30 protein-coding genes are annotated in these 26913 nt (G+C 58.7%); 16 read left to right on the top strand and 14 right to left on the bottom strand.

Features of this window, described 5'->3' with window-relative positions; genetic code table 11:
• Positions 1-35: 35 nt before the first annotated feature.
• Complete coding sequence (locus C8N31_RS13765; RefSeq protein WP_025047688.1) at positions 36-314, bottom strand: succinate dehydrogenase assembly factor 2; 279 nt, start codon at positions 312-314, stop codon at positions 36-38.
• A complete protein-coding gene (locus C8N31_RS13770; protein ID WP_025047689.1) occupies positions 307-705 on the bottom strand; it encodes a helix-turn-helix domain-containing protein in 399 nt (132 codons plus the stop codon). The genes C8N31_RS13765 and C8N31_RS13770 overlap by 8 nt, the downstream gene beginning before the upstream one ends.
• Before the next feature lie 123 nt (positions 706-828).
• Between C8N31_RS13770 and C8N31_RS13775 the strand changes: the two genes are divergently transcribed.
• Positions 829-2031, top strand: a complete 1203-nt coding sequence (locus C8N31_RS13775; protein ID WP_025047690.1) for a pyridoxal phosphate-dependent aminotransferase — start codon at positions 829-831, stop codon at positions 2029-2031.
• Between the two features lie 10 nt (positions 2032-2041).
• Entirely contained in the window at positions 2042-2446 is a 405-nt protein-coding gene (locus C8N31_RS13780; protein ID WP_025047691.1) for a hypothetical protein, read from the top strand.
• On the opposite strand, the gene C8N31_RS13785 is transcribed toward C8N31_RS13780, so the two are convergent.
• Positions 2443-3309: a DMT family transporter gene (locus tag C8N31_RS13785; protein WP_025047692.1), complete on the bottom strand. Its 867-nt coding sequence runs from the start codon at positions 3307-3309 to the stop codon at positions 2443-2445. The genes C8N31_RS13780 and C8N31_RS13785 overlap by 4 nt on opposite strands.
• A 102-nt stretch (positions 3310-3411) precedes the next feature.
• On the opposite strand from C8N31_RS13785, the gene C8N31_RS13790 reads away from it, so the two are divergent.
• Positions 3412-4095, top strand: coding sequence for a helix-turn-helix transcriptional regulator (locus C8N31_RS13790; protein WP_025047693.1), 684 nt, complete (start codon positions 3412-3414; stop codon positions 4093-4095).
• A gap of 2 nt (positions 4096-4097) precedes the next feature.
• Here C8N31_RS13790 and C8N31_RS13795 read toward each other — a convergent pair whose 3' ends face one another.
• Both C8N31_RS13795 and C8N31_RS13800 read right to left on the bottom strand, forming a co-directional pair.
• Positions 4098-5465 (bottom strand): MATE family efflux transporter, encoded by a 1368-nt coding sequence (locus C8N31_RS13795; RefSeq protein ID WP_025047694.1) that lies wholly within the window; start codon positions 5463-5465, stop codon positions 4098-4100.
• Between the two features lie 42 nt (positions 5466-5507).
• Positions 5508-5897: a DUF4260 domain-containing protein gene (locus tag C8N31_RS13800; RefSeq protein ID WP_025047695.1), complete on the bottom strand. Its 390-nt coding sequence runs from the start codon at positions 5895-5897 to the stop codon at positions 5508-5510.
• A gap of 92 nt (positions 5898-5989) precedes the next feature.
• Here C8N31_RS13800 and C8N31_RS13805 point away from each other — a divergent pair, with 92 nt between their 5' ends.
• Positions 5990-6856, top strand: a complete 867-nt coding sequence (locus C8N31_RS13805; RefSeq protein ID WP_025047696.1) for a LysR family transcriptional regulator — start codon at positions 5990-5992, stop codon at positions 6854-6856.
• Positions 6857-6933: 77 nt separating this feature from the next.
• On the top strand, positions 6934-7800 hold the full coding sequence (locus C8N31_RS13810; RefSeq protein WP_025047697.1) for an alpha/beta fold hydrolase: 867 nt from the start codon (positions 6934-6936) through the stop codon (positions 7798-7800).
• A 3-nt stretch (positions 7801-7803) separates the two neighbouring features.
• On the opposite strand, the gene C8N31_RS13815 is transcribed toward C8N31_RS13810, so the two are convergent.
• A complete protein-coding gene (locus C8N31_RS13815) occupies positions 7804-8412 on the bottom strand; it encodes a carboxymuconolactone decarboxylase family protein (RefSeq protein ID WP_025047698.1) in 609 nt (202 codons plus the stop codon).
• Between the two features lie 113 nt (positions 8413-8525).
• On the opposite strand from C8N31_RS13815, the gene C8N31_RS13820 reads away from it, so the two are divergent.
• The 4 genes from C8N31_RS13820 to C8N31_RS13835 all read left to right on the top strand — a co-directional run bounded on the left by C8N31_RS13820 (position 8526) and on the right by C8N31_RS13835 (position 11730).
• Positions 8526-8774, top strand: a complete 249-nt coding sequence (locus tag C8N31_RS13820; protein WP_025047699.1) for a hypothetical protein — start codon at positions 8526-8528, stop codon at positions 8772-8774.
• On the top strand, positions 8771-9151 hold the full coding sequence (locus tag C8N31_RS13825; protein WP_025047700.1) for a type II toxin-antitoxin system death-on-curing family toxin: 381 nt from the start codon (positions 8771-8773) through the stop codon (positions 9149-9151). The genes C8N31_RS13820 and C8N31_RS13825 overlap by 4 nt, the downstream gene beginning before the upstream one ends.
• A 71-nt stretch (positions 9152-9222) precedes the next feature.
• On the top strand, positions 9223-11181 hold the full coding sequence (gene parE / locus C8N31_RS13830; protein ID WP_025047701.1) for a DNA topoisomerase IV subunit B: 1959 nt from the start codon (positions 9223-9225) through the stop codon (positions 11179-11181).
• A gap of 12 nt (positions 11182-11193) precedes the next feature.
• A complete protein-coding gene (locus tag C8N31_RS13835) occupies positions 11194-11730 on the top strand; it encodes a hypothetical protein (RefSeq protein WP_025047702.1) in 537 nt (178 codons plus the stop codon).
• Positions 11731-11900: 170 nt separating this feature from the next.
• Here the strand turns inward: C8N31_RS13835 and C8N31_RS13840 are convergent, their stop codons facing one another.
• A complete protein-coding gene (locus C8N31_RS13840; RefSeq protein WP_025047703.1) occupies positions 11901-12302 on the bottom strand; it encodes a c-type cytochrome in 402 nt (133 codons plus the stop codon).
• A gap of 131 nt (positions 12303-12433) precedes the next feature.
• Between C8N31_RS13840 and C8N31_RS13845 the strand changes: the two genes are divergently transcribed.
• Positions 12434-12835 (top strand): PaaI family thioesterase, encoded by a 402-nt coding sequence (locus C8N31_RS13845; RefSeq protein ID WP_025047704.1) that lies wholly within the window; start codon positions 12434-12436, stop codon positions 12833-12835.
• Entirely contained in the window at positions 12832-13509 is a 678-nt protein-coding gene (locus C8N31_RS13850) for a hypothetical protein (protein WP_025047705.1), read from the top strand. Before C8N31_RS13845 ends, C8N31_RS13850 begins: the two co-directional genes overlap by 4 nt.
• Here C8N31_RS13850 and C8N31_RS13855 read toward each other — a convergent pair.
• On the bottom strand, positions 13506-13916 hold the full coding sequence (locus C8N31_RS13855; protein WP_231476752.1) for a c-type cytochrome: 411 nt from the start codon (positions 13914-13916) through the stop codon (positions 13506-13508). The two genes, C8N31_RS13850 and C8N31_RS13855, sit on opposite strands and share 4 nt — an antisense overlap.
• 100 nt (positions 13917-14016) lie before the next feature.
• On the opposite strand from C8N31_RS13855, the gene C8N31_RS13860 reads away from it, so the two are divergent.
• Positions 14017-14451: a DMT family transporter gene (locus tag C8N31_RS13860; protein ID WP_025047707.1), complete on the top strand. Its 435-nt coding sequence runs from the start codon at positions 14017-14019 to the stop codon at positions 14449-14451.
• A 1-nt stretch (position 14452) separates the two neighbouring features.
• On the opposite strand, the gene C8N31_RS13865 is transcribed toward C8N31_RS13860, so the two are convergent.
• The 6 genes from C8N31_RS13865 to pepT all read right to left on the bottom strand — a co-directional run bounded on the left by C8N31_RS13865 (position 14453) and on the right by pepT (position 20969).
• Entirely contained in the window at positions 14453-15433 is a 981-nt protein-coding gene (locus C8N31_RS13865) for an Ldh family oxidoreductase (RefSeq protein ID WP_025047708.1), read from the bottom strand.
• Positions 15434-15608: 175 nt separating this feature from the next.
• Positions 15609-16292, bottom strand: a complete 684-nt coding sequence (locus C8N31_RS13870; protein WP_025047709.1) for an ABC transporter ATP-binding protein — start codon at positions 16290-16292, stop codon at positions 15609-15611.
• On the bottom strand, positions 16285-17532 hold the full coding sequence (locus C8N31_RS13875) for a lipoprotein-releasing ABC transporter permease subunit (RefSeq protein WP_197021506.1): 1248 nt from the start codon (positions 17530-17532) through the stop codon (positions 16285-16287). Before C8N31_RS13875 ends, C8N31_RS13870 begins: the two co-directional genes overlap by 8 nt.
• Positions 17533-17631: 99 nt before the next feature.
• Entirely contained in the window at positions 17632-18141 is a 510-nt protein-coding gene (locus C8N31_RS13880; protein WP_025047711.1) for a DUF2937 family protein, read from the bottom strand.
• Between the two features lie 80 nt (positions 18142-18221).
• Entirely contained in the window at positions 18222-19562 is a 1341-nt protein-coding gene (gene proS, locus C8N31_RS13885) for a proline--tRNA ligase (protein WP_025047712.1), read from the bottom strand.
• A 162-nt stretch (positions 19563-19724) separates the two neighbouring features.
• Positions 19725-20969: a peptidase T gene (gene pepT, locus C8N31_RS13890; RefSeq protein WP_025047713.1), complete on the bottom strand. Its 1245-nt coding sequence runs from the start codon at positions 20967-20969 to the stop codon at positions 19725-19727.
• 233 nt (positions 20970-21202) lie between these two features.
• Between pepT and C8N31_RS13895 the strand changes: the two genes are divergently transcribed.
• The 4 genes from C8N31_RS13895 (at position 21203) to C8N31_RS13910 (ending at position 26901) form a co-directional block, all read left to right on the top strand.
• On the top strand, positions 21203-22282 hold the full coding sequence (locus tag C8N31_RS13895) for an AI-2E family transporter (RefSeq protein ID WP_025047714.1): 1080 nt from the start codon (positions 21203-21205) through the stop codon (positions 22280-22282).
• Between the two features lies 1 nt (position 22283).
• Positions 22284-22964 (top strand): P-loop NTPase family protein, encoded by a 681-nt coding sequence (locus tag C8N31_RS13900; protein ID WP_025047715.1) that lies wholly within the window; start codon positions 22284-22286, stop codon positions 22962-22964.
• A 76-nt stretch (positions 22965-23040) separates the two neighbouring features.
• Positions 23041-25215 carry an RNA degradosome polyphosphate kinase gene (locus C8N31_RS13905; RefSeq protein WP_025047716.1) on the top strand — a complete coding sequence of 725 codons (2175 nt, stop codon included), beginning with the start codon at positions 23041-23043 and terminating at the stop codon, positions 25213-25215.
• 102 nt (positions 25216-25317) lie between these two features.
• A complete protein-coding gene (locus C8N31_RS13910; protein WP_025047717.1) occupies positions 25318-26901 on the top strand; it encodes a Ppx/GppA family phosphatase in 1584 nt (527 codons plus the stop codon).
• Positions 26902-26913 lie beyond the last annotated feature (12 nt).

Consider the following 26913-nt stretch of genomic DNA (forward strand, 5'->3'; position numbering starts at 1 on the left):
CCAGAACAGCGGCCCTCCAATGGGGTCAGTTTTGATCAGACCTGACCGACGGGTTGGTCTGCGATGCGGCTTTGGATGCGGGCGATCAAATCGGAATATTCATCCGGAACAGCAACTTGCCCTGTGACCCATTGATAAAGATCATGATCATTCTCGTTCAGCATATTGTCATAAAGCGTCAGCCCGGCATCATCCATTGTCTCCAGATGATCTGCCGCGTAGGCCGAGAGTATCAAATCCATTTCCTTGATCCCCCGGCGCATCGACCGCATATGCAGGCGCTTGACCTTATGCGCCCGAAGCTCTTCAGGCATAGGTGGCATCCTCAAGCATTTTGCGCACCCGTTTCTCAAGGCGGCCCATCGCCTCGGCCCGTTTTTGCATCTCGATGCGCATGCCACGGATCTCTGTCAGGATCTCGCTCAGGTCGCTATTGTGCGGGGTGATGATGTCCGGATTGTCCAGCCCCTCACCTTCGCCGTTGATCAGCCACATCATCGAAACATTCAGCAGCCCCGCCAACATCGACAGCCGGTTCGCGCGTGGCTCGGACACGTCGTCTTCCCAACTGCGCAGTGTAGATTGCTTGACCCCCAGCCGCTTGGCCAAAACCGCCTGTGTCATGCCCGCGATTTCACGCGCCGCCGCCACACGATCCCCAAAGGTTGCGGCGTCCGGTCCGTACCAGTCTGCTGTCTCTGGCATCATTTCAGCTTGGTCTGTCATCGTTACTGTCTCCTCGATCTTTGCATTCTCACCAATGTCGCTTGATCGGTGCGGGGGTGGCCCCTATGAGTATGCTGCACACTTAGACAAATTGAGGCCAAAATGGAACTGCTCTCTCAATCACTCGCCCGCGTCAAACCGTCTCCGACCATCGCGGTGACGACGAAAGCCGCCGAACTCAAGGCTGCGGGGCGCGACGTGATCGGCCTTGGCGCCGGGGAGCCGGACTTTGACACCCCGCAAAACATCAAGGATGCCGCCATCGCGGCGATCAATGACGGCAAAACCAAATACACCGCCGTCGACGGGATCATCGAGCTGAAGCAGGCGATCTGCGACAAGTTCAAGCGTGACAACGGGCTGGACTACACGCCTTCTCAGGTCAGTGTGGGCACGGGTGGTAAACAAATCCTTTACAACGCACTAATGGCCACGATGAACCCCGGCGAAGAAGTGGTGATCCCTGCCCCCTATTGGGTCAGCTATCCCGATATGGTCCTGCTTGCAGGCGGGGAACCGGTGATTGCCGAGGCGTCTTTGCAGACCAACTTCAAACTGACGGCTGATCAGCTTGAGGCCGCGATCACGCCCAAGACCAAATGGTTCATCTTCAACAGCCCCTCCAACCCCACCGGGGCGGGCTACACCCGCGCTGAGCTGAAGGAGCTGACCGATGTTCTGATGCGCCATCCCCATGTCTGGGTGATGACGGACGATATGTATGAACATCTGGCCTATGACGATTTCGAATTCTGCACCCCTGCAGAGGTAGAACCGGCCCTTTATGACCGCACATTGACAATCAATGGCGTATCCAAGGCCTATGCCATGACAGGCTGGCGCATCGGCTACGCTGCCGGGCCCGAAAAACTGATCGCGGCCATGCGCAAGGTGCAATCACAATCGACCTCGAACCCTTGCAGCGTCAGCCAATGGGCCGCAGTGGAGGCGTTGAACGGCTCGCAGGATTTCCTGCCAACCAACAACGAGATCTTCGTGCGCCGCCGCAATCTGGTGGTTTCCATGCTCAACGAGATCGAAGGCATGGCCTGCCCGACCCCTGAAGGCGCGTTTTATGTCTATCCTTCCATCGCGGGGTTGATCGGCAAAACATCTGCGGCCGGAACCAAAATCATCAACGACGAGGTTTTTGCCACTGCGCTGCTCGAAGAAACCGGCGTGGCCGTTGTCTTTGGCGCGGCTTTCGGGCTGTCACCAAACTTCCGGGTCAGCTACGCTACGTCTGACGAGGCCCTGAAAGAGGCCTGCACCCGCATCCAGACCTTCTGCGCGGGACTGACCTGAAAGGGGCAACATGGCGGCAGAGTTACCTGAGTATTACTTCCGGGTCCGCGAGAATGGCGCGGCGGTTTTTCGTGTCGACACGGAGAACCGCCACCGCCGCATCGAGATGGATCAGATCGCCGTGGTGAACATTCGCAACGGGGCCATCAAACCCCATGGTGAATATGTCCTGACCGACGCGGATCTGGCCCAAATCCAAAGCTGGATGGAAGACCGCAATCAAGTTCTGGCCCACCGCGACATCGACGATATTCATCGTGCCGTGGATTACATGAACCTGACCACGCAATGGGTGCAATCCAAAGCCACCGACGAACAGTTGGATGCGGTCACAGACGGCTTGCTTTTGGCAATGCACGATCTGCGCAGCACATTGGTGCGCAAAAAGGCGGATCGCCTGATCAACAAGGACTAGCCCTGCACGACCGGCGCGGCACTGCGCCGTTGCGACCAGATTACCGCTGCAAATATCACCACTCCGCCCAGCAGAACCTGCGGCTTTGGCACTTCTGACAGCAGTGCAAAGGCCAAAACAGGTGCCAGCGGCATCTCCAACGTCGATAGCAATGCGGTTTCGGCTGATGGCAATCGCCGCGCCCCTTCCGACAGTGTCACGGAGGCCACAGCAAAGACCAACCCAAAGGCAATGAGCACAGGCATCTCAGCGGCAGGGGTCGCCATCGGATCGCCAAAGGTTAGGGCCAATGGCAACAACACCACAGAAGACAGCGCCGCTGGCAAGGCTGCCGTTGCCTCCGGATACATCCGGTAGGCCACCATCACCCCCGCCATCATCAAGGTCATGAACAGCGCCAGAAAATCCCCCTTGAGCGCGCCACCGCCAACCGATCCCGACAGGATAACCAAGACCCCGCCAAAGGCCGCGCCAGAGGCCAGCATGACCCGCCTGCCGGGCGCTTCTTTGATGCATATCCATGACAGCCCTGCCGCAATAAAAGGCGCCGCGGCATAGATCAGCGCGACATTGGCAACGCTGCTGTGTTTGAAGGCCGGAATAAACGCCGCCGTGCCCGCTGCCATCATTGCGGTGATCCAAAAAGCGGGCCAGCCGAAGGCCCGAGCCTCTGATCGCAACTGCCCGCGCATCACCAGATAGGCCAGCGTGAACCCCGCCGCCGCCACCCCGCGCCAAAAGATCACGCCCCAGGCCGCCGTTGTCACCGATTTGGTAAAGATACCTGCCGTGGAAAACACCACTGCCGACACCACGACAAGGAGGACGCCTGTGGTGCGGGTTGTTTGCTCAGCTCTGTGCATGGGTCGGCCTTTCTACTGGATTGGCCAACCCCATAGCGTATCACTGCTGCCATCTATGTGTCAGGAGTGTTAGGTTAAGGTGCAGATAATCGGAGGCGCCTCATGTCAAAATCAACGCGGTTCTTTGAAGTCATCCAACTGCTGCGCAGTGCGACCAAACCGATCCTCGCCCGCGAGATCGCCGCCGCGCTCGAAGTGTCGGTGCGTACTGTTTATCGGGACATTGCCAGCCTTCAGGCCATGCAAACCCCCATTCTTGGCGAGCCGGGCGTGGGCTATGTGATGCGCAAAGGCTATGACCTGCCGCCGATCAATCTGGATGTGGATGAGGCCGAGGCCATCGCTGTGGGGCTTAGCCTGATTGCCCGCACCGGTGATGCGGGGCTGTGGCGGGCCGCCGGCCGCGCGGCACGCAAGCTTCAAGAGGCCGCGCCGGGCACCCGCAAGCTGGTGACGTCTTCATGGGGGGTTGGCAACACCGCCAGCGTGGATATATCGCAGATCCGGCTGGCCATCCGCCGTGAATGCAAGCTGAACATCCGCTACCGCGATGCTGAGGGCCGCGAGACCGCCCGTATCGTCTGGCCACTTGTCATGATCTATTACGTCGACAATGCGATGATTGTTGCATGGTGCGAAAAACGCCAAGACCTGCGGCACTTCCGGCTTGACCGGATGGCGCATTGCGCCTTCCTTTCGGAGGATTTCAAGGGCCAGGGTGATGCCCTGATCGCGCAATGGGAACAGACCCAAAAGCACGACACCGTGTCCACCAAAGACCTTTGAGATCAGCCCGCGACGGGTTGCCCGACCTGTTTGATCGTCACCCGCCAGAACCGCAGGTTCAGCAATATCGCCGCGACACCAAGACCAAGAACCAGACCGGCCCAAACGCCAATCCCCTCTAACCCGAAGGTGAAGCCAAGCAAATAGGAGGCCGGAATCCCCACCACCCAATAGCTGAACGCGGCCATCCACATCGGCACACTGGTGTCTTGCACCCCGCGCAGCAGGCCAAGCGCGACCGCCTGTGCCCCATCGACCAATTGAAACAGCGCCGCCATCGCCAATAGGCCCACACCCACAGCGAGGATCTCAACCCGCGCCGGTTCGCCCTTTTGCATGAACGCCGAGATCAGCGACTCTGGCCAGCCGACAAAGCCGATGATCGTCAGCGCGGCAAACCCAATCGACAACGCCAGCACGATCACCGCACCGCGCCCCATGTGACCGGCATCGCGCCGCCCATAGGCATTGCCCGCCCGGATCGTCGCCACATTGCTGAGGCCCAGATGTACCATGAAGGTGATCGAGGCCAGCTGCACCGCAATCCCATGCGCCGCCAGCGGGATTGTCCCCAGCCAGCCCATCATCATCGCAGAAGCGGCAAAGAGACCCACCTCGCTGAGCGCAGTGAGGCCGATGGGCAGGCCCAATTTGAACACCCGTACAAACATCGACGGATCAAGCCGCCACAGGCGCACAAACAACTGATGCTGCGGCACCACAACCAGAATGTAGATAAGAATACCGATCAGCGAGACCATCTGGGTAGAAAGCGATGCAATGGCCGCGCCCACCACGCCCAGTTCCGGCGCCCCCCAATTGCCAAAGATCAACGCGTAATTCGCAATCGCGTTAAAGACTGCAGCGACGACAGTGATCCACAACACCACCTGCGTGCGTTCCAATGCGGCCAGGTAGGACTTTAGCACCATCACAAACAGCGCCGGAATGATGCCCCAACCCGCGACCTTGAGGTATTGCCCCGCCACAAAAGCCAGATCATCGCCCTGCCCCAACAGGCGCAGCACAGGTTCGGCCCAAACCAGAATAGGCATCGCGATCATGGCAAACATCAACGACAGCCAGATCCCCATGCGCGTGGCGCGGCGAATGCCGACCTCGTCCTCTTCGGCGGCAAAGGAGGCCACAAGCGGCATCACCGCCCAGGCAAAGCCCGAGCCAAAGATGAACAGCACGAAAAAGAACGTGCTGCCCAAGGTCACCGCCGCCAAAGCCTCAACCGAGAACCAGCCAAGCATGACCGTATCGGTCACGCCAATGGCAATTTGCCCCAAGTGCCCGCCGATCAACGGCAGGCCCAAGGTGAGAATCGCGCGGACATGGCCGCCATATGTCATAGGTTGTGTCATGGCCCCGAATTAGGCGCGAAATTTTCAAAGGTGAAGAGCCGGTTATACACGGCCCAAATGCGTGTCTTTGAAGTGACCATTGTACTTAAGTCCATAGCCGATGGCCCGGTCCAGCCCGATATGCGCACCCCAGATCAGCGCCAGCTCTGCCGCCAGCGATAATCCAAACCACACGCCTGCCGCAGCCAGCAAGAGCGGCGTCAGATAACTGTGGCCGATATTGTAGCACAAAGCCCCAATCCGGTAGCCCGTGAGATAGCCCAACATGAACAGATCCGGCAGCAGAAAAGCCAGAAAATACAGCCACCAGTCGCCACTTAGATGGCTGAAATACAATGTGCATAGCACCGCAATGGCCGCACCCTCGCTGCGCAGAACAACGGCAAGGTTCTGGCGGGATCGGGCCTGCGCGGGGAAGTGTGCGTCTGTCATGTCAATCTCCTCAATTGGGTTGGATGGCAGCATCGCCTGACGCCCGCCTGAAAGAAATTGTTCAAATGCGTTCATTCAGATATCATCTTTTGATGAGTACAATTTTCCCCTCGCTCGATCACATCCCGGCCTTTCACGCCGTTATGACCACCGGCAGCCTCAGTGCCGCCGCCCGCGATCTGCGATTGGCACAGCCCACCGTGCGCCGCCACATCGAAGCGCTGGAGCAGGAGTTGAACACCCAATTGTTCACCCGCGCCGCCAATGGTCTGACCCCCACAACCATGGCCGAAACACTGTTGCCGCTGGCCCGCGCCGTGCTGGAAGAGGCCGCCGCGATGCACCGCGCTGCCTCTGCACAAAAGGACGCGCTGGCCGGTGTTGTGCGCATCACCTCAAGCCGCGTTGCAGCCGCCCATGTTCTGCCGCCGCTGCTTTCCCAGCTGGCCAAAGAAGCCCCCGGCCTGCGCTTTGAACTGGCCGCCACGGATCACGCCGAAGATCTGACCCGCCGCGCCGCCGACATCGCCTTGCGATTTACCTCGCCCAAGCAGCAATCCCTGATCGCGGCCCCCCTCGGTGCGGTTGAGGTGGGTCTTTTTGCCCATCCCAACCTTGATCTGCCCGAGCCGCTGGACAACCTTCAAGGCATCCCGTTCATATCGGATGATCGCGAGGGGATCATCCTGCCCGCGATCCAGAACGCAGGGATACCCCTGCCCGACCACATCGTCCTGCGCTGCGATGATCCCTTGTCGCAGATTGCCCATATCCAATCGGGGCTGGGCGTTGGGTTTTGTCAGGCCAAACTGGCGACACGTCTGGGGTTGCGCCGCATCTTGCCGGACTGGACCTATGAGATGCCCGCATGGCTGGTCCTGCACGAAGATCAATCACGCATCGCCCGCATTCGTTTCGTTTTTGATTATCTCAAGGCCCAATTGCGCCATTGGATGTGAGCGGCTTGCACCTCTGATCTGCCCGCGCCACAGTTGCCACAGCCAAAGGCGGCAGAGCAAAAAAAGGGAACAGGCCCATGCGTACCGAAACCGTAACCTTAAACGGCCAGCCTTTTTTCCTGCGCCGTTGGGGGGACGAAACCCTACCCAAACTTTTGATGCTGCATGGTTTTCCGGAATATGGCGGATCATGGTCCGATCTGGCGACACGTCTGGAACACCGCTTTCACATCATCGCCCCCGACCAACGCGGCTATGGTCAAAGCTGGGCACCTGCGGATGTGTCTGCCTATACAACTTCGGAGCTGGTCAAGGATATGGCCGCCCTAATCGGAGATGATCCCCTGATCGTTCTTGGCCATGATTGGGGTGCAGCGGTGGCCTATGGCCTTGCGATGTTCCGCCCAGAATTGGTGCAAAAGCTGATCATCATGAACGGCGTGCATCCAGCCCCCTTTCAACGGGCCATGGCGGCAGGCGGGCCACAAACAGAGGCTTCGCAATACATCCATTACCTGCGCAAGGATGGGTCCGAAGATCATCTTGCCGCCGACAATTACGCCAAATTGCAGGCGCTCTTTTCTGCAAAAATGGATATGTCATGGCTCAAGGGGGCCACCCTTGATGCCTATCTCGCGGAATGGTCGCGCCCTGGCCGGTTGCGCGGCATGGTCAATTGGTATCGCGCCTCGCCTCTGCAAGTGCCTCTAACGGGCCAGTCGCTTCCTGATCTGCCCGCGTTCGATCCGGCCCGCCTTCAGGTCCGCTGCCCACATCTGTTGATCTGGGGCAGCGATGATACCGCGCTGTTGCCCGAAGCCACCGAAAGGTTGGAGGACTTTGCCCCCGATCTGACACGGGTAGAGATTGCAGGGGCAGATCATTGGATGCATCACCAAAAACCCGATGAAGTGGCGCAGGCAATTCTGGATTGGCTGGATTGACCCCTATTTGTGGCCCCAATCGTCCGGGTCGTCCGAATTGCCGGGGCTGAGGCCGATCACATCGCCATCTGTAGAACACCCAAGCCCCAAAACCGTGCGGTTGGCATAGGAGAAATAGGCGCTGACCTGATTGATCTCCAGAATCTCGCCATCGTCCCACCCCGCATCGCGCAGGGCCTGCACATCCGCCTGCACCATCTGCCCCGCCGCTTGCGTGAGCTTTTGCGCGTAGACCATCGCGGCCTTCTGCGCATCATCCAGCGGTGCCCCCGCCACGTCACGCGCGGTGATCGCCGTGCGGATCGCATCGGCCCGCGCGTCATCGCGCAACAGACGTTTCATCCCGGCAAAATGATGTTCCACGCAATAGGTGCAGTCATTCAGCGAGGAGACCCAAACGCCCAGCACTTCCAAAAACCATTTGGGGATCTCGTTGTCCTTGTGATGCAGCACATATTTGTAGATCGCCATGTGCCCTTCCATCGTGTGAGGGCGCAGCGAATGCATCATCATGATGTTGTCGACGTTGTTGCCCGGCCCTGTAACCCGTTGATAAAGCTGCTTGAGCTTGCCGGTCGCCGCGTCAAAGGGAATGGTCGTGATCCAAGGCATTGGTGCCTCCTTTATGATTTTTCCCTACACTGCGTCCATGGCTGGACTACTGCAAGACCCCTTGCAAAAGCGCCACTATAATGTATATTTAGATATGTATTTTGGAGCATGTTATGACCCGTATCCTGACCAACCACATCGCCACCATGACCGAAATGCGCGAGCCGCACAAAGTGCTGGAACGCTCGGGCGGTAAACCTGTGGCGATCATGAAGAACTCCAAATGCGTAGGCTATTTTGTACCCGCAGAGGCGACGTTGCAAGAAGAGCCACGCTACGCCACGCTGGATGAAGTGATGCAGAGTATTGCCCGTAGGAAAAGCGTCAATCAGCCTGTCCTCGACTACCTTAAAGACAAATGAGTTTTGTCCTTATCGATGCGGATCTGGTGGTTGCCATTCACGATGCGGTTCTCAACCCCGGCGAGTTGCAAGGCTTGGCTGGAGACAAATCCATCGGCGGCGCACTGGCGCGCGTCGACAATCGTCTGGTCTACGGTTTGATTAACGACGTTTTTGATCTGGCTGCAGCCTATTGTGTCGCAATCGCGACCGGCCATGTATTTAACGATGCCAACAAGCGAACCGCCCATCAAACAATGGATGTCTGTTTGGATCTCAACGGCGTGCAATTGGCCCATGAAACCATCGAAGCGGGTGATCTGATCCGCAATGTGGCGCAGCGGCGGTTGGATGAGGACGATCTGGCCGCATGGCTGCGCAAGAAGGCTGTGGATTAACCGCGCAAACGCATTGCCGGAAGCCCTTCGGCCTGTCAAAATAGCGGCCACATATAAGAAAGAGCAGCCACATGTCCGATCTTCTCACCGGAACACAGCCCAGCAAAGAATACGATGCCTCCTCCATTCAGGTGCTTGAGGATATGGAGCACGTGCGCCTGCGCCCCGGCATGTACATTGGCGGCAAGGATGATCGCGCCTTGCACCACATGGTGGCCGAAATTGTCGACAACTCCATGGATGAGGCGGTCGCGGGCCATGCCACCTGGATCGAGCTGGAATTGCATGAAAACGGCCATGTCACCGTGCGCGACAACGGCCGCGGCATTCCCACCGATCCGCACCCCAAAGACCCCAGCAAATCGGCGCTTGAGATCATTTTCTGCACGCTGAACGCAGGCGGCAAATTCTCCGGTGACAGTTACGAGACATCGGGCGGCTTGCACGGCGTTGGCTCTTCGGTTGTGAACGCCTTGTCGGATCATTTGCGCGTCGAAGTGGCCCGCAATCGAGAGCTTTTCGCGATGGAGTTTTCGCGCGGCATTCCACAAAGCAAACTGGAGAAGATCGGCGCGGCCCCCAACCGGCGCGGCACAGCGGTAACATTTCATCCCGATCCAGAGATCTTTGGCTCTCTCAAGCTCAAACCTGCCCGGCTTTTTGCCATGGCGCGGTCCAAGGCCTATCTGTTTTCGGGCGTCGAAATCCGCTGGAAATGCGGGCAGGACGACGGCACCACTCCGCAAGAGGCCAGCTTTCATTTTCCTGGAGGCCTGTCAGATTATCTGAATGAAACTCTAGGCGGGTCAACCACTTACGCAGACGCGCCATTTGGCGGCATGGTGGATTTCAAGGAAAAGTTCAACACGCCGGGAAAGGTCGAATGGGCCATCAACTGGACCCCCTCACGCGACGGTTTCATCCAGTCTTATTGTAACACCATCCCAACCCCCGAAGGCGGCACCCACGAGGCCGGGTTTTGGGCCGCGATCCTCAAGGGGATCAAGGCTTACGGTGAATTGGCGGGCAACCGCAAGGCGGGCACGATCACCCGCGAGGATCTGATCACCGGCGGCTGTGCGCTGGTCTCCTGCTTTATCCGCGAGCCTGAATTTGTCGGCCAGACCAAGGACCGGCTGGCCACCACCGAGGCACAGCGCATGGTCGAAAACGCCGTGCGAGACCATTTTGACAACTGGCTCGCCGCCGACACCAAATCTGCCGGTGCGATCCTCGATTTTCTGGTGCTGCGGGCGGAGGAACGCCTGCGCCGCCGTCAGGAAAAAGAAACCGCCCGCAAGACCGCCACAAAAAAGCTGCGCCTGCCCGGCAAGCTGACCGATTGCACCAGCAAGACCCGCGAAGGCACCGAATTATTCATCGTGGAGGGCGACAGCGCGGGTGGCTCTGGCAAGGGCGCGCGCAACCGCAACATTCAGGCACTTTTGCCGCTCAAGGGCAAGATCCTCAACGTGTTGGGCGCGGCCTCCAACAAGTTGACCACCAATGCGGAGATCAGCGACCTGTGCGAGGCTTTGGGCGTCGGCATGGGCACCAAGTTCAATCTGGATGATCTGCGCTATGACAAGATCATCATCATGACCGATGCGGATGTCGATGGCGCCCATATCGCGGCGCTGTTGATGACGTTTTTCTTTACCCAGATGCGGCCGCTGATTGATGACGGGCATCTGTATCTTGCCTGCCCGCCGCTTTATCGCCTGACCCAAGGGGCCAAGCGCATCTATGTCGCGGATGACACCGAAAAGAACTACTGGATGGAGAAAGGTCTGGGCGGCAAGGGCAAGATTGACGTGCAGCGGTTCAAAGGTCTGGGGGAGATGGACGCCAAAGACCTCAAGGAAACCACGATGGACCCCGGCACCCGCAAGCTGATCCAGGTCACGGTGGACGAGGATGAGCCGGGCGAAACCGGTGATCTGGTGGAACGTTTGATGGGCAAAAAGCCCGAGCTGCGGTTCCAGTACATTCAGGAAAACGCACGGTTTGTGGAGGAATTGGATGTTTGAGAGTAATGCGCTTTGATTTGGGAACACCTTACTCCTGAAGATTCGAACAAGGCCAAGAAATCTTTGATCGTTGTGGCCTGCTGCACTTTGATTTTCGCAACATTTGAATTCAACGAGAACGTACTTCGGTTCTTGAATCTTGAACTCGTGGTTTCTCAAGAAAAGATTGTCCGCCTTGGTCAATATTCTTGCCTCGTACTTCTAGCAATTTTTGTTCTGCGAGAACTTCCAAACTATATTTCCAAATTGGGCACGCTATCTTTCGAACGTGAAGAAAAATTACAGGACAAAGAAACCAAAGATTATCACTTTGATTATTATGGCCATACCCAACCCGAAACGAGCCAAGAGGCTATCTTAGAAGAATTGAAGGACCAGCAGCGGATTCGAACAAATCGCTTAAAAAGCAAGTATCAGCGACTGTATTTTCTGTTTGCTGTCATTAACGTAGGAGTTGTCGACCTTCTGTTCCCAATTTCGATGGGACTTCTTGTGTTTTTTGATCCGTATTTCTTAGACTTCAAAGTTTCCGACCAACCACTCCAATAGGTAGTTGGACCTTTGGTTTTGATCACACATTGAAATAACTGAGTGATCCAAGCAAACCTGTAGCTGAATAACCAGCTACCAAAAACGCGCCCCTATCCGCCATAAGCGCATAGCCCCTTCCCTTCCCCCCATGGGGAAGGGGCTTCATCGCTCCGTCACAAGGCAACGGTTCACGGCTGTTCCTGAATAACCCCGAGATAGGCCACCAGATCTACAATCGCGCGGCTGGTCATAATCGGCTGACCGGTCTCCGCCTTCAGCGGCGTGTCATCCCCCTCAAAGAACGGTCCATAAACCGGCATCGGTGATCCGTGACTCACGAGCGGATCACGCCCGTCAATGCGCGTCACCACTCGCGTCACCGGGAATTGCCCGTGCCGCACTGTCAGATCGTTCAGCGGCGGCGGTTGCAACATCAAGGCCGGTGCCATCGGGCCATTGCCGCGCCCCTCCAGCCCATGACAGGTCGCGCAATGCGCATCATAAAGCGCGGCACCTGCCCCTACATCCTGCGCCTGCGCCGCCCCCTGCATCATGCCAAAAGCCACCGCCGCGATCACAAGTCTTTGCATCCTATCCTCCATCATTGTTTTCCCAATGATACTGCACCCGTTGCCGGCCTGCCCTGCGCTGGATCAAATTTTGCAACTTGCGCCTGTGGAATGCCTCGCTAGGCTGCTGCCATTGCACCAGCGAGGCCGCTATGACCCCAGAAATTGTCGAAAAGTTTCTTTATGACCACTTTGCCCCATGGGTGCTGGCGCTGGAGCCTAAAGTGACCTTGGCAGAGGCGCAAAAGACCGTTCTGGAAATCCCTGTCACCGATGCATTGAACCGCACTGGCGGCATCGTTTGTGGGCAGGCGTTATCCGCTCTGGCAGATACGGCAATGGTACTGGCCTGCGGTGCCCATGAGGGGCAGATGATCCCTGTTGGTACAGTCACATTGGACACGCAATTCATGCGCCCGGCCAGCGGCAACAGCATCCGTGCAGAGGCGGAAATCACCCGCGCTGGCAAAAGCATGATCTTTGCCCGTTGCACCCTTTTTGCCGAACCCTCGGGCAAGGCCGTTGCCACAGCCACGGCCACTTTCGCACGATGATCCGTATCCTGCTTGTTCTGGTGCTTTTGGCCGGCTGTGGAAGGCCGCTGACCGACAACGAACGCGCCTATTTGACCACGATCCACGGTGCATCGCTCGATATGGACAAGGTCCGCCTGCATGACGGTGCCCCCACCCGCGCTGTCACATTTCGCCGCAAACCACGCCCGCGCACCACTTGCAGAGAGCTCATCCTGCCCCCCGCGACCGAAGCCATCGTGACATCGAAACCTGCGGCTGTGGCGCTGTATAACACCGTGCTGTTCGACAAGGACTGGTACATTGACGATTACCTGCCCGACTACCCCGACCGGATCAATCTGATCGCAGCGATGCTGCTGGCCCATGAGATCACCCATATCTGGCAGTGGCAGAACCGCGCCACCACGGGATATTCACCGCTGCGGGCCGCGTCGGAACACGGCAACAAGGCCGACCCCTATCTATTTGATATAAAAGCAAACCCCAAGTTCGGAGAGTTTGGTTTTGAACAACAAGGCTCCATCGTCGAGGAATTTGTCTGCTGCCGCGCCCTTGCCCCGCAGGCGCCGCGTACCAAACGATTGCATGCGCTGATCAGGCAGGTGATGCCTGTGGCCCCGCTGCCGCAAAGCCGCCAACATGATGTCAGCTTGCCGTGGAAGGGCGTCAAGATCGACGGGATCTGCGGTTAACGCTGGATCGCTTCGAGATAGGCAAGCAAACCCGCCAACGCCCGCGGCGTGGGTGTCATCACCCCGTCCACATCAACCGGCACCAGATCATCCGCCATCGCGCCGCCGAACTGTGGCATCACCCGCGCAAGGTGGCCCTGTTCAGGATCGCCATAAATGTAGCTAAGGGCGCGGGCTGTCGGGAAACTGCCGCCATTCGCACGGGCCAGCAATGTTAGATCGGTTGGCTTGCGGTCAAGCCCTGCGGCCAGTGGCCCATCTCCCTGTCCGCTGGTGCCATGACAAGACACACAGTTTTCCGCAAAGAACGCCGCGCCATCGCCCGCTTCGGGCATGGCATTGGGCGCGCAGGCCAGCAAAAGAGCACACCCGCCTGAAAGCGCGAGAGAAAACACAAAAGGCCGCATAAGAAAACTCCTGATCCAGAGGCGTTGCCATCTATCCTTGTGTCTTTGCCTACAGCTGGCCATGATCCAGATCAAGTCACACAGGAAGGCAGAAAACATCATGGCCCACTACGCGCTGATCATGCTCGTTGCCGGGATCGGCATTCCGGTTCTTGCCGCCCTCAACGCAGCGCTTGGCGCTTGGGTCGGATCCCCTGCCGCGGCGGCTATGGTGCTGTTTGTCGTGGCCTTCATCAGCTGTCTGGTGGTGGTTCTTGTAACCGGCCCCCATGCACTGGACCGGTTCATGACCGCGCCCAAACATTTGTTTTTGGGCGGTGTTTTGGTGGCGTTTTATGTACTGACCATCACCTTTATCGCCCCGCACTTTGGTGTCGGGAACGCGGTGTTCTTTGTGCTTTTGGGGCAGTTGATTTCGGCCGCCGCTATTGATCACTTTGGCCTCTTCGGGGCGCAGGTCTCATCGCTGGGTCTGGCCCGCACAGGCGGGATCGTGCTGATGGCGGCCGGTGTCTGGCTGACCCAGCAGGTCTAGACTAGGCCTTCGCGAACCCTTCGATCATCGCCCAAACCGCATCATCAACTTCGACCGGATCATTTTGCTGTTTGTTCTGGCCGGGCATCCGCGCGCCCTCATCGGTGGCGGCGGCAGCGGCCAATGCCTCAAGCCGTGCACCAAATTCCGGCGATGAAGACGGATCAATAATGATGTAATACTGCCCCAGATCATGCGGCGCCCCTTCAGGCGCTTTAAGAGGTTTGACATCCTTGGACAGAATGCCGCCCGTCATGCCAGCCGCCAGAATTTCAGCCATCAAGCCAAAGCCCCAGCCTTTGTAGCCACCCATCGACACCAACGACCCCGCCAGCGCCGCCTCGGGATCTGTAGTGGGGTTGCCATCGGCGTCCACGGCCCAGCCTTCGGGGATCTGCCGTCCGGCGGCCTTGGCCATAGTGATCTTGCCCAAAGCCACGGTTGTGGTGGATTGATCAAACTGCATGGCAATGCCGCCCGCGCCATCGGGCACGGAAAAGGCAATGGGATTGGTGCCGATCACACGCGTCTTGCCGCCCGGAGCAGCCACGATGGGTGAGGCATTGGTGAACCCGATGCCGATTAAGCCCGCATGGGCAATCTGCTCTGTAAAATATCCCAATGATGTACAGGTGTGGGCATGGCCAACCGCCATCGTGGCCACGCCAGCCTCCCGCGCGGCATCCAGCGCCACCGGCAGACCATAGGCAAAGGCAGGCTGTGCAAAGCCAAATCCCGCGTCCACATGGATGGCCGCACTGCGCCGCGCATTCACAACCGGCACCGCCTTGCCCTTAACCCGGCCAGAGGCCAATTGCTGGCAATAACTTTCGACATAGTACAAACCACAGATCTTGTTGCCGACCGCTTCGGCCTTGGCCACGGCCCGCGCAACCTCTGCTGCGGGAAATGCGTCGGCCCCATGGGCGATCAATGCCGCCTGCGTGGTTTCCTCGATGGTTTTGAGCGAAATATGCGCCATGCGTCTTCCTTCTTGGCCCCTCCCCTTGGGGGCGAAGATCAGTCTGACCTTAGGTCAATTCTCACGTCAAGCGTTTGAAACCTGCGGAACGCCAATATTTTGCACAGGGCACGCATTTTACGGGAAATCAGCCAAAAGCCACACGCAAACCGAGAAGATCAAAGGTTTTCAGCGCCTAATCAGCCACCAGTTGCCCTGCATCCAGCCGGATCTGCCGATCCATTCGCGCCGCCAGGTCAAGGTTATGGGTGGCGATCACCGCCGATAGGCCAGTGCCGCGCACCAGATCCATCAACGCCGCAAACACCTGATCCGACGTGCCCGGATCAAGGTTTCCGGTTGGCTCATCCGCGAGAAGCAACTTTGGCCCATTGGCCAACGCCCGGCAAAACGCGACCCGTTGCTGTTCGCCGCCCGACAAGGCCGCCGGACGGTGATCTGCACGTTCTGCAATCCCGACGCGGTCCAACAGTTCTTGCGCCCGCGCCTCGGCCGCCGCTTTGCTCACACCATTGGCCAGCTGCGGCAAAACGATATTCTCAAGGGCCGAAAACTCAGGCAACAGATGATGAAACTGGTAAATAAATCCCACATCGCTGCGCCGCACTTTGGTGCGTTGCCGATCACCACGCCCGGTCATGTCCTGCCCGGTGATTTCAACCTTGCCCGCATCCGGCGTGTCGAGCAGCCCGGCAATATGCAGCAAGGTCGATTTGCCCGCCCCTGACGGCGCGACAAGGGCCACAACCTCGCCCGTACCCACCTCCAGATCAATGCCGCGCAACACGTTCACCTCATTGGGCGCCGCGCGATTATAGGCCTTGGTGATCCCGGACAGCCGCAGCACAATCTCACTCATAGCGCAGCGCCTCCACCGGATTCATCCGCGCCGCCCGCCGCGCCGGAAAGATTGTCACAACAAACGACAGCCCCAATGACAAAGCCACCGCAGACAACACATCGGCCAATTGCAACTTGGCCGGCAGGAAATAAATCCCGCGGATCGATGCATCCCACGCCGTGCCACCCGAAAGGTAGTTCACAAAACCAAAGATTTGATCGACATAAAGCGCAAAAAGGCATCCCAAAATGACGCCCAGTGCGGTGCCGATGATCCCGGTAAACGCGCCGCAAATGAAAAACACCCGCAGTACCGACCCTTCGGTCAGCCCCATGGTCCGCAAAATCCCGATATCGCGGCCCTTGTTTTTGACCAGCATGATCAGCCCCGAAACGATGTTCATCGCGGCGATCAAGACCAGCACGGACAGGATCACAAACATCACCCGATCCTCGATATCCAGCGCATTGAGAAACGCCCCAGATGCATCTCGCCATGTCCAAACCTGCGCCCTTGGTCCAGTTGCGGCCAGAATAGGCAAGGCATATTTATCCACAGCTTCGGGATCTTCCACCATCACTTCAAGTTCGTCCGCCACCCCTTCGCGGTTAAAGAAGATTTGCGCGTCGCCTATGGGCAAATAGGCGCGCGTGCGGTCGATGTCATAGCGCCCCGCCGAAAAGATATACACAACCTCATAAGCGTTCACCCGCGGGCTGGTGCCGAAAGCGGTCTTGACCCCATTGGGCGAAATCAGCTTGACCCGATCCCCCACCCCAACGCCCAGCGTATTGGCCACACCGATGCCCAGCGCGATGCCCTCTTCGAAACGGCTTATGTCGCCCTGTGCACGGGTCTGATCAGCGATCCGGGGGATTGTTTTCAAATCCTTTGACGCAATGCCAAACACCTCGACACCCGCATTGGATTGGCGATGGTTTGCCATGACCTGCTGCCGGATCAGCGGCGCAACTCGCGTCACCCCCGGCACCGTTGCGACGGTTTGGGCCAAGGCCTCATAATCGGCAATGCTGCGATCAATCCGCCCGGCGGCGTTGACCTCGCCCAACTGATAGACCGTCACATGGGCATTTGCGCCAAGGATCGTATCGACAAATTCCGCCCGAAATCCCGAGCGCACCGAAAGCGTTGCAATCAAAGCAAAAACTGCCAGCGTGATACCGATCAAGCTGATCCATGTCATCACCGACACGCCGCCCTCGGCCCGCCGCGCCCGCAAATAGCGCCAGGCAATCATCCATTCAAAAGGCGCAAAAGGCGCAGTGCTCATCTTGATGTCCATCCTAAGGAGGGTTTTGACAATTTCGCCGCAACCTGAGGCTTTGCCCTCATAGGGTCAAGCGCCCATCGCGGGATCGGCGGGGCGGCGTCGAAACGGCCAGGACAGAACGCGCAAAACGATCCCAAGCACTGCCAGCCCCATAACAAAACCCACAGCCGCAAACACCGCCCCCGCAAAATTGAGCGGCACCGCAGGTTGATACTCCGCCCAAGCAGCCCGTGCGATCTCGGGGTCCGTCAGGTTTGGCATGTGATAGGCCCGCATGAACGGGCCCTGGCTTTTCAACAGGTCCAAATCGGACCGCAACCGTGCATAGCGGTCAAAAGTTACGGTCATATCCTTGCGCCGCCGCTCCAGAAAGTCTGTGCCTTGCATCTGTGCCAGCGCATCATCTCGGCTCAACCCAACTGCCGCCGCCGAGGCATCAAAATCCGCCACCACCCCGGACAACGCATCAACCGCACCGCCCAGTCTTTGGATATATTGCTGAGAAAACTCAGGGAATTGCGAACTCGCAGTGGCCCCTGCCAACCCGCCCGCAAGGGTCAAGGCCCGCAGGATCATTGTTCTTGCTCCACAATGGGTGCCATGCTCTGCCTCCCGTTTGAAACGCAGGCTAACATACGTCAGCCTGCGATCAAGGATCAGGCGATGCCAGCGTAGATCTGCGCGATCTTCTCGACCGCCGCTTCCGGTGGCATCTCTTCGCTCTCGCCTGTGCGCCGGGAGGTCAGTTCAACCACTCCGTTCTTAAGTCCGCGCGGCCCGACAGTGATCCGCCATGGCAGGCCCAGCAGATCCATCGTGGCAAACTTGCCCCCCGCCCGCTCGTTGCGATCATCATAAAGCGGATCAAGACCCAAAGCCTTGAGCGAGGCATAAAGCGCATCACAAGCGGCGTCCGCTTCTTCATCGCCCTGCTTGAGGTTCACAATCCCCGCATGGAACGGCGTTACACCTTCGGGCCAGATGATGCCCTTGTCATCATGGCTGGCCTCAATGATCGCGCCCAAAAGCCGGCTCACACCAATCCCGTGACTGCCCATATGCACCGGCACGGTCTTGCCATCCGGCCCCTGCACCTTGGCGCCCATAGCCTCGGAATACTTGGTCCCAAAGTAAAAAATCTGCCCAACCTCAATGCCTCGCGCCGTGCGCTGACGCGCCTCGGGCACCTCTGCAAACAAGGCCTCATCATGGGTCTCATCCGTGCGGGCATACTTCGACGTGAACTCCTCCAGAACAGCAGCACATTGATCGACGCTGTCATAATCAATCGCGCGATCGCCAAAGGTCAGATCGGTCACCGCGCTGTCATAAAACACCTCGGATTCGCCCGTTTCGGCCAAAACCAGAAACTCATGGGTGTAATCACCGCCAATCGGCCCGCCATCTGCCCGCATCGGAATCGCTTGCAAGCCCATCCGCTCATAGGTCCGCAGATAGCTGACCAAATGGCGATTATACGCATGCAGCGCATCCTCCTTGGTCAGATCAAAGTTATAGCCGTCCTTCATAAAAAACTCACGGCCCCGCATCACACCAAAACGCGGACGGATCTCATCGCGGAACTTCCACTGAATATGATAAAGCGTCAAAGGCAGATCTTTGTAAGACCCGACATGGCTGCGGAAAATATCGGTGATCAGCTCTTCGTTGGTCGGACCATAAAGCATATCACGCCCATGCCGGTCCTTGATGCGCAGCATCTCTTCGCCGTAATCATCATAACGCCCGCTTTCGCGCCACAGATCCGCCGATTGCAGCGTCGGCATCAGCATCGGAATATGCCCGGCCCGCTGCTGCTCTTCATGTACGATATTCTCAATCTTGCGCAGCACCTTAAAGCCAAGCGGCAACCACGAATAAATCCCGGCACTGGCCTGCTTGATCATCCCCGCCCGCAACATCAGACGGTGGCTCACAATCTGCGCCTCAGAAGGGTTCTCTTTCAGCACAGGCAAAAAATAGCGGCTCAGACGCATCACGCGCTCCTCGGCAAAGTCAAAATTCCCTGCCTTGCCTAATTCAAAGCCCGCGCAGGCACAATCACCATCCCCGGCCCTACGCCTTTTTGGCTCTAAATATTCCGGGGGTTTGGGGGCAGCGCCCCCATTCCATTGATAATTCAAATGCGGCGCAGCCGCTCATTCTGATCCGGCGGCCAATTGCGCAAGCTCCAACGCCACCTGCGTGGCCTGCGCCATATCCTGCACCGATATCCATTCAAGCGGCCCGTGGATCTCCTGCATGCCGGTAAAGATATTCGGGCATGGCACCCCCATCTCGGTCAGGCGCGATCCATCCGTGCCGCCGCGGATCGGAATGGAAACCGGCTCAAGCCCCGCTTTGCGCACCGCCGCATGGGCCAGATGCACCGGCGTCATGTCTTCCTCCAGCCAATAGCGCATATTGCGATATTGCGGGCGGATCTCGCAGGTGATCTCGGCGCGCGGCTCGGTCGCGGCAACTGTCTGGCAAATCTGGCGCAGCAGATCGCCCTTGGCCGCCAATCCCTCGCGCTCAAAATCACGCAGGATCAGCACAATCTCCGCTTCGGTCGATCCGCCATTCACCTCGGAGACATGAATAAACCCTTCCGTGCCTTCCGTAGTGTCCGGCGTCATTCTGACCTGCGGCAAAGTCATGATGATCTTGGACACCAGATGCAGCGCATTGACCATCTTGTCCTTGGCAAAACCGGGATGCGCCGACACGCCCGCGACCTTGATCAAGGCCCCATCCGCCGAAAAGGTCTCAAACTCGACCTCGCCGGGCTTGCCCCCATCAAAGGTATAGGCAAAATCAGCCGCCAGATCGGCCGGCAATCGCGCATCCACACCGCGCCCGATTTCCTCGTCGGGCGTAAAGGCCAACCGGATCTTGCCATGGGGGATCTTCGGATTGCCCAGCAAATGCCGCGCCGCCGTCATCGCAATTGCAACCCCGGCCTTGTCATCGCCGCCCAGCAGAGTTGTGCCACTGGCTGTGATGATATCCTCGCCCATCTTCTCGCCAAGATAGGGCGAGTTCTCGGGCGACAACTTCAACTCCGGCGCATCGGCAAAGGTGATATCTCCACCATTGTAGCCGCGATGCACCACCGGTTTCACGCCGCTGGCATGGAACTGCGGCGCGGTATCCACATGGGCCAGCCACCCCATCACCGGGGCATCCTCAACGGTGGCCGGGATCGTCGCCAACACAACACCATAATCCGTCAAGGTGACATCCCCAGCGCCCATTTCCAGCAGTTCCTCGACCAGAAGCTGCGACATCTGCAACTGGATTTCGGTGCTGGGTGATGTAGGCGATGTCGCATCGCTTTGGCTGTCGATGGCGGCATAGCGGACCAGCCGCGCTTCGAGTTCGTCGTCAAATGCACTGCGCATGGCGTTCTCCCTATTATTGGCCGATAGAGCCGCCTCTTCAGGCCCGGTGTCAAGGCGCCGTAAAAATTGCATCCAACACCCCAATGTCGCAGACATCGTGCAGCATCCGCCACTCATCAGCGCCGTGCAAACCACCCTGACAAAAGAAGGCGTGCGTGTTTTCTAACACCCCCGCCCCTTGAAACAGCGGTCCGCATGGGCGATGTGATAGGAAGCCCAAACCGGAGACATTCATGGCCCTGCCCGTACGAGATCAGCTGAAATACTGGGGCGCCGCAACAGCGGTGTTCCTGATTGTGCTGTGGTTTCTGGGTGATGTGTTGCTGCCGTTTATCTTGGGTGGGGCGATTGCCTATTTCCTTGATCCGGTCGCCGACCGACTTGAGAAAATGGGGCTCACCCGCGCCCTGGCAACCGCTTGTATCACTGTGGTGGCCTTGCTGATCTTTGTGGTTATGGCGCTTTTGGTGGTGCCGACGTTGGTCAACCAAACTGTCAGCCTGATCGAAATCGCGCCGCAACTGACCCGTGATTTCACCAATTTCCTGACTGAACGGTTTCCGTCCCTGCTGGATCAGGATTCGACCCTGCGCAGCTCGCTCAATTCCATCGGGGCCACCATTCAGGAACGCGGCGGACAGGTGTTGCAAACGGCACTGGCCTCCTTTGCCTCAATTATCAACATCATCCTGCTCTTTGTGATCGTGCCTGTGGTCGCGGTATACCTCTTGCTGGATTGGGACCGGATGGTCGCAGGCATTGACGCATTGCTGCCCCGAGACCACCAGCCGGTGATCCGCAGGCTGGCCAAAGACATCGATAAAACGCTGGCGTCATTCATTCGCGGCATGGGCACGGTTTGCCTGATCCTTGGCACCTACTATGCCATCGCACTAATGGTTGTGGGGCTGCAATTCGGCCTTGTCGTTGGATTTATCGCGGGTCTGGTGACCTTCATCCCCTACCTTGGCGCGATCCTCGGCGGCGCTTTGGCCATCGGTCTGGCGCTGTTCCAGTTCTGGGGGGACTGGCTATCCATCGGGCTGGTCGCCGGGATCTTTGCCCTTGGACAGGTGATCGAAGGCAATGTGTTGACCCCCAAACTGGTGGGCAATTCTGTGGGCCTGCACCCGGTGTGGCTGATCCTGTCGCTGTCGGTCTTCGGCACACTCTTTGGATTTGTCGGGATGCTGGTTGCGGTGCCTGTGGCAGCCGCCCTTGGCGTGGTGGCGCGATTTGCCGTTGATCAATATCAGCAAAGCTTGCTGTACAAAGGCACCAGCCAGAACGCCAAATCATCGGGCGACAGCTGACATGCACAGACAACTGGGACTGGACCTGCCCAGCCGCACGGCGCTGGAACGGGATGCATTCTTCGTAGCGCCCTCCAACGCAATGGCGCTGGCGATGATTGATGGCTGGCAGCATTGGGCCGGCGGCAAACTGGTGCTGACCGGACCCGCCGGATCGGGCAAAACCCACCTCGCCCATGTCTGGGCAGAGATGTCCGGCGCCGCCATCGTGCAGGCCAGCAGCCTGCCGGAGGCAGACATTCCCGCCCTCGCCCAAGCCAATATCGCCGTCGAAGACATTCCGGCCATTGCAGAAAACCCCGAGGCGCAGACGGCCCTGTTCCACCTGCACAATCTGGTGCTGGCCGAAGGGCACGCCCTGCTGCTGACCGGCACGCCGCCGGTGCAACATTGGGGTCTGACCCTGCCCGATCTGGTCAGCCGTCTGCGCGGGGCAACCGCCGTGGCGCTGGAGGCACCAGATGATGCGCTCCTGTCGGCCTTGCTGGTCAAACTGCTGGCCGACCGGCAGTTGACGCCAAAGCCCGATCTGATCCCCTATCTGCTGACCCGGATGGACCGTTCCTTTGCCGCCGCGATTGACCTAATTACCCGGCTGGACGCCGCCAGTATTGCGCTCAAACGTCCCATCACGCGCCATCTGGCGATGCAGGTGCTGGACAAAGACCACCCTGCCGCGTGATACTGCATTGAAATACGGCTAGAAAACCGCTCTGGCCTGCCGCAATTCCGTTACACACCAACGCCATAAGGCGCCCATGACCCACGCAGATTTTCTCGAAAGCCCCTTCCCCGACGCGACCGACCTGCCAGAGCTGGATATCTCGGGAACGGGCCGGTTCTTTAATCGCGAACTGAGCTGGCTGGCCTTCAACTGGCGGGTTCTGGAAGAGGCCGAGAACCCGCGTGTACCGCTGCTTGAGCGGCTGCGGTTCCTGTCGATCTCTGCCGACAACCTTGATGAATTCTATACCGTGCGCGTGGCCGGCCTGCGCGAACTGGCTCAGGCGGGCAACACCACTCCGGCTGCTGACGGGCTGACGCCTGCCGAACAACTGGTGCTGATCAACGAAAACGCCCGCAATCTGATGATGAACCAACAGCGGGTGCTGGTCTCTCTGATGGCCGAGATGGACGCGCAGAACATCATGTTGGAACGGATCGCGGACCTGACCGATGATGATCGCGTGTACCTCAAGGAAGTCTTTCTAAATCAGGTGTTTGCGGTTCTGTCTCCACTTGCGATTGACCCTGCGCATCCCTTCCCGTTTATACCCAACACCGGCTATGCGCTGGCCCTGCAACTGGAGCGCAGCGCCGACAAACGCCCCTTGCAGGCGCTCTTGCCGATCCCCGCACAGATCGACCGTTTTGTCTCCCTGCCCGCCCCCGACGGCGGCATCAGGTATCTGCCGCTCGAAGACCTGCTCGTTGTGCATATTCCGGACCTGTTTCCCGGTTACAAACTCAAGGCGCATTTTGAGTTTCGCGTCCTGCGTGACAGCGACCTCGAAGTCGAAGACGAAGCCGAAGATCTGGTGCGCGAATTCGAGGTGGCCCTCAAACGCCGCCGCCGCGGCGAGGTGGTGCGCCTGACCCATTCCGCCGGTGCGCCGGAAAAGCTGAAATCCGTGATCATGGCGGAGCTGGGCGTGCACGAACGCGACGTGATCGAGATTGACGGCATGATTGGCGTGGATGACCTCAGCGAGCTTGTCACTGACAGCCGCCCGGATCTGCTTTGGCCGCAATTCACCCCGCGCGTGCCGGAACGGGTGTCGGATCATGATGGCGACATGTTCGCTGCGATCCGGCAGAAAGACATGCTGTTGCATCACCCCTATGAGACCTTTGACATGGTGGTGCGGTTTCTGGCGCAGGCGGCCCGCGATCCCAATGTCGTCGCGATCAAGCAGACGCTGTACCGCACCTCGCGCGATAGCCCGATCGTTGAGGCGCTGTGCGAGGCCGCCGAAGATGGCAAATCCGTCACCGCCTTGGTTGAGCTGAAGGCCCGCTTTGACGAGGCCGCCAACATCCGCCAGTCCCGGCGGCTGGAACGGGCGGGCGCCCATGTGGTGTACGGGTTTATTGACCTGAAAACACACGCAAAAATATCGACCGTGGTGCGCCGAGAAGGCAATCAGCTGGTCACCTATACCCATTATGGCACCGGCAATTATCACCCCATCACCGCCCGCGTTTACACCGATCTGTCGCTCTTTACCTGCGATCAACGGCTGGGCCGAGACGCCACCAAAGTGTTCAACTATCTGTCCGGTTACGCCCAGCCCGATAGCCTTGATAACCTTGCCATCTCGCCCACCACTCTCAAACCGCGCTTGCTTGAGATGATCGCAGCCGAGGCTGAACATGCCGCCAAGGGCAAACCGGCCGAGATTTGGGCCAAGATGAATTCCATCATCGATTCCGAAGTGATTGACGCGCTTTATGCTGCCTCACAGGCCGGGGTGAAGATCAGCCTCGTGATCCGCGGCATCTGCGGGTTGCGCCCCGGCGTAAAGGGGCTCAGCGAGAACATCCGTGTCAAATCCATTGTCGGACGATTTCTGGAACACTCCCGCATCGTCTGTTTTGGCAACGGCCATGGGTTGCCCCATAAAAAGGCGCGGGTCTTTATGTCCTCCGCTGATTGGATGGGCCGCAACCTGAACCGCCGTGTTGAAACGCTGGTTGAGATCGAAAACCCAACGGTCAAGGCACAGATCACCAGCCAGGTGATGGCCGCAAATCTGGCTGACGTGGCGCAAAGCTGGGTGATGGCACCGGACGGCACCTTCAACCGCCCGCCAATCCCCGAAGGCCAGTTTGCCTTCAACTGCCACCGGTTCTTCATGGAAAATCCCTCGCTGTCCGGGCGCGGCTCTGCCGGGGCATCGGACGTGCCAAAACTGACCCATACCGAAGACTGATTTCGCCTGCTATACCGCCGGTTTTGCCCTGATTAACGATTGACCTAAGAACGGCGCTGGACCATTTTGCGCCCAACTGCCACCTGCCCGCAGGAGACGCCCATGGCCCATCTCACCGACCCCGCCACTCGCGCGGTGCCAGAAACCGGACTGGCGGATCTGGGGCTATTTGGCAAACCCCTGTTCGAAGACCCAAGCGCACGGGCGCTGGCACGGGTCGGGGTGGTTGATGTCGGGTCAAACTCTGTTCGTTTGGTGGTGTTTGACGGTGCGGCCCGATCGCCCGCCTATTTCTACAATGAAAAAATCATGTGTGCCCTTGGCGCGGGCATGGCCGAAACCGGCCATCTGTCGCCCAAAGGCCGGACCCGCGCCTTGTCCGCGATGCGCCGCTTTAGCAAACTGGCCGAAGGTATGGGCCTGTCAGAACTGACGGTGGTTGCCACAGCGGCGGTGCGCGATGCCTCTGACGGCCAAGATTTTTGCGATGAGGTGCGCCGCGAGACCGGTTTGCGGATCTGGGTGATTGATGGGCGCGAAGAGGCGCGATTGTCGGCGCAGGGTGTCTTGCTGGGCTGGCCCGGCGCTTACGGTTTGGTCTGCGACATCGGCGGCTCTTCGATGGAACTGGCAGAGATTTCCGGCGGGCGCGTCGGGCGGCGGGTCACCTCGCAGCTTGGCCCGCTGAAACTGCGCGATCTCAAGGGTGGGGCCAAGGCACGCGAGGCACACATCAAAGAGGTGATGGAAAGTATGCACGCCCAAATGGGCGCCCAACGCGACCGGCTGTTTCTGGTGGGCGGCTCATGGCGGGCCATCGCGCGGATCGACATGCTGCGCCGGGGCTATCCGCTGCATGTGCTGCACGAATACCGCATGACGCCCAAGGCGGTCCGGGCCACGGTGAAATACATCAAAGATTGCGATCTGGATGAGTTGCGCAGTGCCTGCGGTGTCTCATCCACCCGGATGGCACTGGTGCCTTATGCCGCCGAAGTCCTGTCGCGGCTGGTGCGCACGTTCAAACCCAAAGACATCGCAATCTCAAGCTATGGCATCCGCGAAGGGATGCTGTATGAACAAATGCCCCAGCGCCTGCGCGACCGCGACCCTCTGATCGAGGCCTGCCGCTTTGCAGAAGCCAAGGATGCGCGGATGCCCGGCTTTGGTAAGGTGCTCAACAATTTCATCGCGCCGCTTTATCGCTCCGCGCCCGCCCCGCGCAAACGTCTGGTCAAAGCCGCCTGCCTGCTGCACGACGTCAGCTGGCGCGCGCATCCCGACTACCGTGCGGAGGTGTGTTTTGACAACGCCACCCGCGCCAATCTGGGGGGGTTGAAACATTCAGAACGGATCTATTTGGGTCTGGCCTTGTTGCACCGCTATTCCAACAAACGCGAAAACACCCGGTTTGAAGATCTCTACGAAATGGTCGATGAACGCACCCGCCAAGAGGCTGAAATCCTCGGCAAAGCGATGCGATTTGGCGCGATGCTGTGGATGAACAAAGACGCAGAACGCGGCGAAATGCGTTGGTTTCCAAAGAAAAAGCTGCTGCAACTGCGCCTGACCGAAGACATGTTGCCCCTGTTCGGTGAGGTCGCCGAGGCGCGGTTCAACTCTTTGGCCAGCTCGCTTGAGGCGCAGGTCGAGATCAAGACCGTGCGCGAAGGGCGTCACGATTGAACACGCCCGCCC

Source organism: Sulfitobacter mediterraneus (assembly GCF_003054325.1).
In the GTDB taxonomy this organism is placed as follows: domain Bacteria; phylum Pseudomonadota; class Alphaproteobacteria; order Rhodobacterales; family Rhodobacteraceae; genus Sulfitobacter; species Sulfitobacter mediterraneus.

What these genes read in the sequence shown, in the direction of transcription:
- C8N31_RS13765 (WP_025047688.1), bottom strand. Translation starts at nt 314, where the DNA reads ATGCCTGAAGAGCTTCGGGCGCATAAGGTCAAGCGCCTGCATATGCGG.
- C8N31_RS13770 (WP_025047689.1), bottom strand. Translation starts at nt 705, where the DNA reads ATGCCAGAGACAGCAGACTGGTACGGACCGGACGCCGCAACCTTTGGG.
- C8N31_RS13775 (WP_025047690.1), top strand. Translation starts at nt 829, where the DNA reads ATGGAACTGCTCTCTCAATCACTCGCCCGCGTCAAACCGTCTCCGACC.
- C8N31_RS13780 (WP_025047691.1), top strand. Translation starts at nt 2,042, where the DNA reads ATGGCGGCAGAGTTACCTGAGTATTACTTCCGGGTCCGCGAGAATGGC.
- C8N31_RS13785 (WP_025047692.1), bottom strand. Translation starts at nt 3,309, where the DNA reads ATGCACAGAGCTGAGCAAACAACCCGCACCACAGGCGTCCTCCTTGTC.
- C8N31_RS13790 (WP_025047693.1), top strand. Translation starts at nt 3,412, where the DNA reads ATGTCAAAATCAACGCGGTTCTTTGAAGTCATCCAACTGCTGCGCAGT.
- C8N31_RS13795 (WP_025047694.1), bottom strand. Translation starts at nt 5,465, where the DNA reads ATGACACAACCTATGACATATGGCGGCCATGTCCGCGCGATTCTCACC.
- C8N31_RS13800 (WP_025047695.1), bottom strand. Translation starts at nt 5,897, where the DNA reads ATGACAGACGCACACTTCCCCGCGCAGGCCCGATCCCGCCAGAACCTT.
- C8N31_RS13805 (WP_025047696.1), top strand. Translation starts at nt 5,990, where the DNA reads ATGAGTACAATTTTCCCCTCGCTCGATCACATCCCGGCCTTTCACGCC.
- C8N31_RS13810 (WP_025047697.1), top strand. Translation starts at nt 6,934, where the DNA reads ATGCGTACCGAAACCGTAACCTTAAACGGCCAGCCTTTTTTCCTGCGC.
- C8N31_RS13815 (WP_025047698.1), bottom strand. Translation starts at nt 8,412, where the DNA reads ATGCCTTGGATCACGACCATTCCCTTTGACGCGGCGACCGGCAAGCTC.
- C8N31_RS13820 (WP_025047699.1), top strand. Translation starts at nt 8,526, where the DNA reads ATGACCCGTATCCTGACCAACCACATCGCCACCATGACCGAAATGCGC.
- C8N31_RS13825 (WP_025047700.1), top strand. Translation starts at nt 8,771, where the DNA reads ATGAGTTTTGTCCTTATCGATGCGGATCTGGTGGTTGCCATTCACGAT.
- parE (WP_025047701.1), top strand. Translation starts at nt 9,223, where the DNA reads ATGTCCGATCTTCTCACCGGAACACAGCCCAGCAAAGAATACGATGCC.
- C8N31_RS13840 (WP_025047703.1), bottom strand. Translation starts at nt 12,302, where the DNA reads ATGCAAAGACTTGTGATCGCGGCGGTGGCTTTTGGCATGATGCAGGGG.
- C8N31_RS13845 (WP_025047704.1), top strand. Translation starts at nt 12,434, where the DNA reads ATGACCCCAGAAATTGTCGAAAAGTTTCTTTATGACCACTTTGCCCCA.
- C8N31_RS13850 (WP_025047705.1), top strand. Translation starts at nt 12,832, where the DNA reads ATGATCCGTATCCTGCTTGTTCTGGTGCTTTTGGCCGGCTGTGGAAGG.
- C8N31_RS13855 (WP_231476752.1), bottom strand. Translation starts at nt 13,916, where the DNA reads ATGCGGCCTTTTGTGTTTTCTCTCGCGCTTTCAGGCGGGTGTGCTCTT.
- C8N31_RS13860 (WP_025047707.1), top strand. Translation starts at nt 14,017, where the DNA reads ATGGCCCACTACGCGCTGATCATGCTCGTTGCCGGGATCGGCATTCCG.
- C8N31_RS13865 (WP_025047708.1), bottom strand. Translation starts at nt 15,433, where the DNA reads ATGGCGCATATTTCGCTCAAAACCATCGAGGAAACCACGCAGGCGGCA.
- C8N31_RS13870 (WP_025047709.1), bottom strand. Translation starts at nt 16,292, where the DNA reads ATGAGTGAGATTGTGCTGCGGCTGTCCGGGATCACCAAGGCCTATAAT.
- C8N31_RS13875 (WP_197021506.1), bottom strand. Translation starts at nt 17,532, where the DNA reads ATGATTGCCTGGCGCTATTTGCGGGCGCGGCGGGCCGAGGGCGGCGTG.
- C8N31_RS13880 (WP_025047711.1), bottom strand. Translation starts at nt 18,141, where the DNA reads ATGATCCTGCGGGCCTTGACCCTTGCGGGCGGGTTGGCAGGGGCCACT.
- proS (WP_025047712.1), bottom strand. Translation starts at nt 19,562, where the DNA reads ATGCGTCTGAGCCGCTATTTTTTGCCTGTGCTGAAAGAGAACCCTTCT.
- pepT (WP_025047713.1), bottom strand. Translation starts at nt 20,969, where the DNA reads ATGCGCAGTGCATTTGACGACGAACTCGAAGCGCGGCTGGTCCGCTAT.
- C8N31_RS13895 (WP_025047714.1), top strand. Translation starts at nt 21,203, where the DNA reads ATGGCCCTGCCCGTACGAGATCAGCTGAAATACTGGGGCGCCGCAACA.
- C8N31_RS13900 (WP_025047715.1), top strand. Translation starts at nt 22,284, where the DNA reads ATGCACAGACAACTGGGACTGGACCTGCCCAGCCGCACGGCGCTGGAA.
- C8N31_RS13905 (WP_025047716.1), top strand. Translation starts at nt 23,041, where the DNA reads ATGACCCACGCAGATTTTCTCGAAAGCCCCTTCCCCGACGCGACCGAC.
- C8N31_RS13910 (WP_025047717.1), top strand. Translation starts at nt 25,318, where the DNA reads ATGGCCCATCTCACCGACCCCGCCACTCGCGCGGTGCCAGAAACCGGA.